Here is a 9,339-nt window from a genome sequence, read left to right on the forward strand (position 1 = left end):
TGTACGCCGTTTCTAGCCATTCTGCGATTCCTCTTCCATAATGGCTCTAACAGAGCCTCGCTGATTCTGGGGATGAATTTGAACAGGCAGCGGAAGATTTCACGCCCCAATTTATTCCTGACTTCAGCAACGCTTTCTAGCAGAGTTGGTAACAGCAGACATGGTGACAGATTCAAATCAGATCATTCGGCAATTTGACTTACTCGGCAAACTAGTAATCAACCGAGAAACTACTGAAGAATTGGGACAGGTTGATCAACTCTGGCTAGATCTAAAACACCATCAAGTGATGGGCTTGACCAGCAAAGCCGGTGTGATGGGGTTGCGCAAATACTTTCTGACCTGGGCGCAGATCGAAACGATTGGGGCAGCAGGGTTGATGGTCAGCCTGCCAGCGGGACTAGAAGCAACCAAGCCAGAGGAGCTTGAAACCGTTATTGGGCATGAAGTGTGGACAGAGGCGGGCGATAAAGTTGGTAGCATTCGAGATTATCGATTGCATCCTGAAACAGGCGATATCATCGACTATCTATTTGTGTCGAACGGCTGGCGGGGGTTGGTGGACGAGACCTATTGCTTATTGCCAGATGGCATTGTCAGCATTGGGCGGAAGCGGATGATTGTGACGGTAGCTGCCATTCAACAGGCAGAACAATTTGATGGGCTGAGTAAAGTTGTAGCCCAGGTTGGCAACTTTCTGAAGGGCGATTTTCAACGTACCCGACAGGATATGAGCGCGGCTCTGCAAGGAACACAGGCGATCGCCAATCAGCTGACTAGCCAAACCAAAGGCAAATTATTAGACGTTGCCGGTCAGCTTCAGCAGGCAACTGACCGACTGAAAGATAACGCCCCAGAGCAACGCCTCGTAGAGCCAGAAACCCTTGAAGCAAGCGGATCAGAGGACACGACCACCGATAGAATAGATGAACCCGTTTCAGAGTCAGGCACCCCTCAATAAGCTATACTGTGAACGGTTGCCGTCCAATCTGATCAGCCCCCTATTACAACGCCTCACACCGTCAGGGACTATTTCGATTTAGCAATATCTCCGTGATTTGAGCCTTACGACACAGAATCGGGGGTCGATTGGCATGGAGATGGAGATGTGGCTATTCCTTTACGAAGGATTAGAGTAAATCTACTGAATTAATGAACGAAACTTTAAGATTCTAAGTCTGAAAGTTCAGTACTTGCCTTGAAGATTGTATTGCCAAAACACCGCAAAATAGATTTAATTCTGGAGAACGCATTCGGGAAAGCTAAGCGACTAGGGGGCAATTGAGTTACTTAGCTTTTCTGGTTAGGAAAGCGTCCTTACAGGTTAATAATTTGCCTGACCTTGGGGGCTTATAGGGTCAGGCATTTTTTTGGCTTTTTTTCAGCTCTACCGCAGCCGAGGTTGGCTGAGATAGCATAGGTTAAAATTGCGATCGCCCTTTATTGCTCTACCATAAAGGGCAATGTCCCTGAAATTATCAGATTCAGATCCCCGGCATTTTTTGAAAGTGCTGGGGATTTTAGTAACGCCTTGATGACTCAATTACCCGCATGATTTTTCCACAAAACCCACATCCCGCACAGGCTTCTAATCCTTTTCTATCACTCGCCTATGAATCAGCTTTAGAAGCTCTCGGTGACGATTACTACGACCCTGTGTTAGCCGATGAGTTTCCCCGGCATATTCTACGCTTTCGTAACGATGAGCTGTTACCGAGGCTGGGTTTAGCCTCTGCAACGGTCACAGATGATGATTTCATCAGTGCGTTTGGGCAGTTCCAGGGGCGGCAGCCGTTTCTGGCACTGCGATATCACGGCTATCAATTTGGTGAATATAATCCTGCCTTAGGAGATGGTCGGGGCTTTTTATATGGACAGGTGCGCGGCTCTGATGGCGAGCTGTATGACCTGGGTACCAAAGGATCGGGAACCACGCCCTATTCGAGAGGGGGTGATGGGCGGTTGACTTTGAAAGGGGGTGTGCGCGAAGTCTTAGCCTCTGAGATGTTGCAGGTGTTGGGAGTACGAACATCTCGCTGCCTGAGCTTGATTGAAACAGGGGAGTCGCTCTGGCGAGGGGATGAACCCTCTCCTACACGATCATCGGTGATGATACGTTTGTCGCGATCGCACATTCGCTTTGGCACGTTTGAACGATTGCATTATCTCAAACGTCCTGATTTAGCTCGCAAACTCCTCGACCATGTGATCGACTACTACTATCCACATGTGTTGGGTCAAGCGGATCAGGATGCCTTGTTTTACGCAGAATTGGTGCAACGCACGGCTGAGTTAGCGGCACAGTGGATGGTGGCTGGCTTTTGTCATGCGGTGCTGAACACCGACAATATGTCGATTACAGGTGAAAGTTTTGATTATGGGCCCTATGCCTTTATCGATCGCTACAATCCGGGATTTACTGCCGCCTATTTCGACTATTTTGGGCGCTATTGCTATGCCAATCAGCCATTGATCTGTCGCTGGAATTTAGAGATGTTGCAGGTGCCCTTAAGCGCGCTCATTCCTTCAACCGATATGGAAGCCGGATTAGCCCAATTCGATGAGCACTATCAAGTACACTATCGCCAACGCATGCTCTACAAGCTGGGGTTTGACCAACTACCAATCGATCTGGCAGAACCCTTATTGCAAACTACACTCCAGTTTCTTAAAGAAACCCAGATGAATTATCACGAGTTTTTTCTGGCACTCCGGCAACAGTTTTCGGTTCCCTGGCAACAGGATGATACGCAAATTTTGGCAACGCTAACGCTTGCACCGGATGCAGAAATCGATAGTTTTCAGCAATGGCGATCGCTCTATCATCAAGCACTCAAGACTTTATCAACGGATGAAATCGGGCAAATTGGCGATCGCTTGGCACGCCACAATCCTAATTTTGCGTTACTCAGACCTGAAATTGAAGCAATTTGGCAACCGATTGTCGTGGAAGACAATTGGCAACCGTTTCAGGAGCTATTGCAGCGAATCAAATCTGCCGTAGTATCTTAACCGAACTTATAATGTTTGAGAGCCGCGCTGCGCGCGGCTCTCATCCTCTCTGCGATCGCCCAGGTCAATGGCTATCCCAGCGATTTATGCTTTGAACGTTTTGGTAATCCGTTGCATCGCAGCTTCGACATTGGCACGGCTATTAAAGGCGGAGATGCGGAAATAGCCTTCCCCAGCGGCACCAAACCCAGAACCGGGAGTACCGACCACATGGCAACTTTGCAGCAGTTTATCAAAGAAATCCCAACTGGATAGACCCTGGGGTGTTTTCAGCCAGACATAGGGGGCATTGACACCGCCATAGACTTGAATTCCGGCGGCAGTCAACTGTTCTCGAATAATGCGGGCATTTTCCATATAGAAGCTAATCAGGGCTTTGATTTGCGCCCGTCCTTCTGCCGCATAAACCGCTTCTGCCCCTTTCTGGACGATGTAGGAAACACCATTAAATTTGGTTGATTGCCGACGATTCCACAACTTCCACAACTCCACGTCAGAACCGTCAGCCGCTTTAGCCATCAGCGTTTTGGGCACAACGGTAAAGGCACAACGGGTTCCCGTAAAGCCTGCATTTTTGGAGAATGAGCGAAACTCGATGGCACAATCTCTTGCCCCTTCAATCTCGTAAATGGAATGGGGCAGGGATGGATCGGTAATAAACGCTTCGTAGGCTGCATCAAAAAAGATGATGGAACCGTTGGCTTTGGCGTAGTCTACCCATGCTGCCAGATGAGCTTTGGTAGCAGTTGCGCCGGTTGGATTGTTGGGAAAACAGAGGTAAATCAGATCGACTTTTTGCGATGGAATTTGGGCAGTAAAGTCGTTGTCTGCGGTGATGGGCAGATAGACTAAGCCGCCGTATTCGCCTTGCTCGTTGGCATCTCCGGTGTGCCCCGCCATGACGTTGGTATCGACGTAAACCGGATAGACCGGATCTGTCACGGCGATCGCATTATTGTCGCCAAAGATATCTAAAATATTGCCGCAGTCGCACTTTGACCCATCCGAAATAAAGATCTCAGACGCATCGACATCACAACCGCGTGATTGAAAGTCGTGGGTAGCAATCTTTTCTCGCAACCAGGCATACCCTTGCTCTGGTCCATAGCCTTTGAACGTAGAGCGATCGCCCATTTCTTCAACCGCATGAATCATAGCGGCGCGGCAGGCTTCGGGTAAGGGTTCAGTGACATCGCCAATGCCCAGGCGAATAATATTTGCCTCTGGATTTGCCTCCGCAAAGGCGTTGACTCGTCGGGCAATTTCGGGAAACAGATACCCCGCTTTCAGTTTGAGATAGTTATCGTTGATCGTTGCCATAGTGGATCGCTAAAACGCCGTTAAGACAGTTTACTGCCAACTGTTATCGGAAGTCTTACCCAAGTGATGATGGGTCAATATCTGATTGGGGCATCCTGAGAACAACAGAGCGCCCTATCCATTCATGTCCTAGCGGCATCCTGGTATGAAATTGCAGGTCAAACCTTCGGTTTGACCTGCAATTTCATACCCAAAACCAGCAACGACCTCTTCATTCATTCAGCACTTCCATTCATTCAGCACTGGCACCCCCCCATGATTATTGACCCTGCAATCGAAGGACTCCTATTTCAACCATGGATTGGTCAACACTATGGCCACTCAAGTTTGTTCAAAATTCCAGTCCTTATCGTTGGTGAGTCCAATTACGGGGAGTCGCGTGGCAGCCGTGAACAAGATGCCAAGTTCACTCACGAATTGATTCAGAACTTTATCACTCGCGAATGGTATTTTCCCTTTTTCAATAACATTCAACGCTGTTTTGTCGAAACGTCCTATTCGTCTGAATCACGACAGGAGTTTTGGCAATCGGTCGCGTTTTACGACTACATTCAAGATTGGTTGCCCGCTCATAGTATGCCGCCCAGCGAAGCCATGTGGACTGCTGCCAGACCCATGTTTCAGCAACTGGTAGACCAACTCCAACCAACTTGCATCCTCTTTGTTTGCAAACGACTGTACCATCAGGTCGCCAGCCAATATCCAGCCACAACCCTGCAAGTAGGCACCCTGGAACACCCTGCCTGTCAGATTGAACGTGCGTTAGCATCTTCCATTCGCCATCCCTCGCGCAATGGCTTTAGAAAAGCCCGTCCTATTGTTGAAGCCCTGATTACTGCCGCAGGTGGACAAACGATGATCCACCAATAAACACAGAGTGGTGCTGTCCTTTGGACAGCACCACAAACATCCAAGGAATGGGAATTATGGTTCTACGCAATCCAGTTAAGACATTAGGGGGTGGGCGCGGTGCCCCCACGCAGGGGGGTTCCACCCCTGCACCCCGTCCTAACCCTAATGCGTATTGCTATAAATAACTTCGATAATTTGTTATACGGGCGAACGGCCGTTCGCCCCTTCAAAAGATGCAATATGCGATCTGATTTGATCCCCGATCCTAAGCTGAGGTTAATGCCGTGTAGCGAGCGCTGAAGCCTGCTTGATTTAAGGCTTGTACTGCTGTGATATGGTCGCGGACGCGGAATTGTGCGCCTAAACGCACCAGTTGGCGACGTTGATGGGCAGCAATGATAGCAACGACGGGGATTTTGTTGTGATCGTCATCTCCCCGTTGCCCAAGTAAGACGGTTTTGAGCCGATGTTGTTCTTGGATGTCGCCTGCGGCTTTGGCTTCCAGTTCTACCATGACCATTTGAATGGTTTCCACAGGTTCGGCATCTTCGAGAATCAATTGCGATCGCTCATCTCGTCGATCGACCTTACCCCAAACCATTAACCGAGCATCGACGACAATGTATGGGCTAATACGCTCATAGGATTTCGGGAAAATCACGGCTTCTGCCTGTCCGGTGAGATCTTCCATTTGCACAATTGCCATGCGATCGCCTTTTTTGGTGGTCACGGGTTTAACCCCGGTGAGCATAACGATAGCGCTGAGCATGACGCTTTCGGGCTGCTCGTTTAATTCACTTAAGTTGATCGGAGCCAGGACCTTCGCCGCTTCTTGAATCGACTTGAGCGGGTGATCAGAAATATAGAAGCCCAGCAGTTCTTTTTCCAATTTCAGCTTTTCTTGAGGCGGGAAGTCTTCTACTGTCGGCGCTTTGGGAGCTGCATCAAACCCACCTGCTGACTCACTCGCCGTCGCCGTTCCCAGCATGTCAAACAGATTGCCCTGCCCGATCGCCCGATCTCTGGCGCGTGATTGTGCCCAATCCAGCACCAGATCCAGATCATGTGCCAGTTGATTGCGATTGAGATTCAGGCAATCCATTGCACCGCACTGAATCAGCGCTTCCAATGCCCGACGGTTGACGGTACGAGGATCAACCCGACTGCACAGATCGCCTAAGGATTTGAATGTACCATCGGCATCGCGCGCCATCAGAATATGCTCGATCGCACCCTGCCCGACATTGCGCACTGCCGACAAGCCAAACAAAATACTTGTTTTCAAGGGCGTGAAATCAAAGCCAGAACGGTTGATATCTGGGGGTTCTACATTAATCCCCATTTTCAAACAGGTGCTGATGTAGCTTTGCACCTTGTTCTGGTCGCCACTGTTAGCCGTCAACAGCGCTGCCATATATTCGACAGGATAGTTTGCCTTGAGATATGCCGTCTGATAAGTGACAAACCCATAGGCAGTTGAGTGCGACTTGTTAAAGCAGTACTCGGCAAACAACACCATTTGCTGAAACAAATCAGCCGCAATTTTGGGTTTTACACCATTTTTCTCTGACCCTTCGGTAAAGATACTCTGGTGTTTTTCCATCTCCTCTTTTTTCTTTTTCCCCATGGCTCGGCGCAACAGGTCTGCTTGACCTAAGGAATAGCCGCCCATATCCTGGGCAATTTTCATGATCTGTTCCTGGTAGACCATGATGCCGTAGGTTTCGTTGAGAATTGGTTGCAGCAACTCGTGCTCGTACTCAATCCGTTCGCGCCCATGCTTACGGTTGATGAATTTAGGGATCAGTCCGGCATCAAGTGGACCCGGTCGATAGAGGGCAAGAACCGAGGAAATATCTTCCAGTCCTGACGGTTTGAGGTCACGGACAATCTGGCGCATCCCCGACGATTCTAATTGGAAGATGCCTTCTAGTTCGCCGCGTGCCAACAGTTGGTAGGCTTTCGGGTCATCTAAAGGCAAGCTGTCCAGGTCAATGGTGATCTGGTGGGTTTGCTGAATCAGATCGACAGTTTTTTGGATCATGGTGAGGTTTTTCAACCCCAAAAAGTCCATCTTCAGCAGGCCCAAGGCTTCGATATCTTCCATAGGATATTGCGTCACCGCACCGCCTTCTTTGCTCCGTTCTAACGGCACAATTTCATCGAGTGCTTCTGCTGAAATCACTACCCCAGCCGCATGAACCCCTGTCGCTTTATTGGTGCCTTCGATCCGCATTGCCATATCGATCCAGCGGCGATAGGTCACGGGAGGTTCAGTTCCCGGAACCATCAATTCTTTATCGTATTTTTCTTTAAACTCCGGCGCAGGCGTTGCATCTGAGATCATCACCTTGAGTTTGGTCGGTTTCCCCCGCACTACCGGAATCATTTTGGTCATCCGATCCGACTCGCCATAGGGAATGTCAAGCACCCGCGCCACATCTTTGAGCACGGCTTTGGATGCCATGCGGTTGTAGGTAATGATCTGGGCAACGCGATCGCTGCCATATTTATCGGTGACATAGTCGATCACTTCCTGACGGCGATCGATGCAAAAGTCGGTATCAATATCCGGCATCGACTTCCGTTCGGGATTGAGGAAACGCTCGAACAGTAAGCCGTAATGCACCGGGTCAATGTTGGTAATTCCCAGCGAATAGGCAACCAGAGAACCAGCCGCAGACCCCCGTCCGGGTCCCACAGGAATGCCCTTGTCTCTGGCAAATTTGATGTAGTCCCAGACCACCAAAAAGTAGCCGTCGAACCCCATCCGGTGCATCATTTGCAGTTCATATTCCAACCGCTCTTGATAGGTCGGATCGACCTCTTCATAGGAAGCACAGCGCACCCGTTTAGCCAAACCTTCCCGCGACATTTTTTCGAGATAGTCGGACGCCGTATAGCCATCGGGAACCGGATAATTGGGAATCCGAGGTTCGCCTAAAATCGTGTACGGTTCAACCTTTTCGGCAACGCTCAAGGTATTGGCGATCGCCTCTTCAATCACATCATCCGTCAGGTGATCTTGAAACAATCGCCGCATCTCATCGGCGGATTTAAGATATTCCGTGCCGCTATAGCGCAGCCGCTTTTCTTCGGTAATCAGCTTGCCCGTTTGGATGCACAGCAAGGCATCGTGGGCTTCCACATCAAAACACGAAATGTAGTGTGAATCGTTGGTGCAGATCAGCTGGATGTCCAGTTCGCGGGCGATACGAACGATTTCAACATTAACGATGCGATCTTCTTGCGACCCATGGTCTTGCAATTCTAAATAGTAGTCCTCGCCAAACAGGTCTTTGTATTCCTGCGCGACACGGCGAGCGATTTCGGGTCTACCTTGCAAAATTGCCTGAGGCACTTCACCCCCCAGACAGGCACTGGTCACCATCAACCCTTCGCGATACTGCTTCAGCACCTCTTTGTTGATGCAGGGTCGGGCAAAAATACCTTTCCCCTGATAGCCCTGAAGATGGGAAATGGTGGTGAGCTTGACCAGATTTTTATAGCCCAGGGTGTTTTTTGCCAACACCACCTGATGGTATCGCGGTCGGCGTTCTTGCTTTGTGATGTCGCCGTTGATCACATACATTTCGTTGCCAATGATCGGCTTCACGCCCTTGGCTTTGCAAACTTTAATCAGCTCGATCGCGCCATACATCACCCCGTGATCGGTCAGGGCGATCGCAGGCATTCCCAGTTCCACAGCCCGATCTACCATTTCAGGCAATTGACTGGCACCATCGAGCAAACTGTAGTCGCTATGAACGTGTAGACCAACAAAAGACATAGTGTGCCCAAAGCTTAATGTAGCCGAATCTGGCTATCAGACTACCACATCTAGATTAGTTTGGCGCATGTCTACTCTACCTGTAGGGTAGAGAGGGTTAGGAAATCCTTTCTCAGAAGCACAGACTGAGTAAAACCCAATTCTTTTTGAGAGAACGACGGCTCCGCCGTCGTTCTCTCAAAAAGAATTACAGGTTATTTCATTGGCGATCCTAAATGAATTAATTGGTAATTGTTTAAGTGAACGGCGGAGCTGTCACTCTTCTAAAAGGAAGTGATCCTGAGCACCCTGAAATGTGCCTACTTTCCGTGAAACAGGATAGTACTAAAGTATTAAAACACGTACTGTTATTTTAGAACTTATCC

The 9,339-nt window shown here is 49.4% G+C and carries 5 protein-coding genes; 3 read left to right on the top strand and 2 right to left on the bottom strand.

Going from position 1 to position 9,339, the window contains the following annotated elements; all coding sequences use genetic code 11:
- The first annotated feature begins 160 nt into the window (after window positions 1-160).
- Both ACR6Z4_RS22025 and ACR6Z4_RS22030 read left to right on the top strand, forming a co-directional pair.
- A complete protein-coding gene (locus ACR6Z4_RS22025; protein ID WP_479719473.1) occupies window positions 161-961 on the top strand; it encodes a PRC-barrel domain-containing protein in 801 nt (266 codons plus the stop codon).
- A 590-nt stretch (window positions 962-1,551) separates the two neighbouring features.
- Complete coding sequence (locus tag ACR6Z4_RS22030; RefSeq protein WP_479719474.1) at window positions 1,552-3,012, top strand: protein adenylyltransferase SelO; 1,461 nt, start codon at window positions 1,552-1,554, stop codon at window positions 3,010-3,012.
- Window positions 3,013-3,096: 84 nt separating this feature from the next.
- Here the strand turns inward: ACR6Z4_RS22030 and ACR6Z4_RS22035 are convergent, their stop codons facing one another.
- Window positions 3,097-4,332 (bottom strand): LL-diaminopimelate aminotransferase, encoded by a 1,236-nt coding sequence (locus tag ACR6Z4_RS22035; RefSeq protein ID WP_479719475.1) that lies wholly within the window; start codon window positions 4,330-4,332, stop codon window positions 3,097-3,099.
- A gap of 255 nt (window positions 4,333-4,587) precedes the next feature.
- Here ACR6Z4_RS22035 and ACR6Z4_RS22040 point away from each other — a divergent pair, with 255 nt between their 5' ends.
- Window positions 4,588-5,202, top strand: a complete 615-nt coding sequence (locus ACR6Z4_RS22040) for a hypothetical protein (RefSeq protein ID WP_479719476.1) — start codon at window positions 4,588-4,590, stop codon at window positions 5,200-5,202.
- A 247-nt stretch (window positions 5,203-5,449) separates the two neighbouring features.
- Here the strand turns inward: ACR6Z4_RS22040 and ACR6Z4_RS22045 are convergent, their stop codons facing one another.
- Window positions 5,450-8,974, bottom strand: coding sequence for a DNA polymerase III subunit alpha (locus ACR6Z4_RS22045; protein WP_479719477.1), 3,525 nt, complete (start codon window positions 8,972-8,974; stop codon window positions 5,450-5,452).
- Between the last annotated feature and the right edge of the window lie 365 nt (window positions 8,975-9,339).

The organism is Calyptranema fuscum S582 (assembly GCF_055793305.1).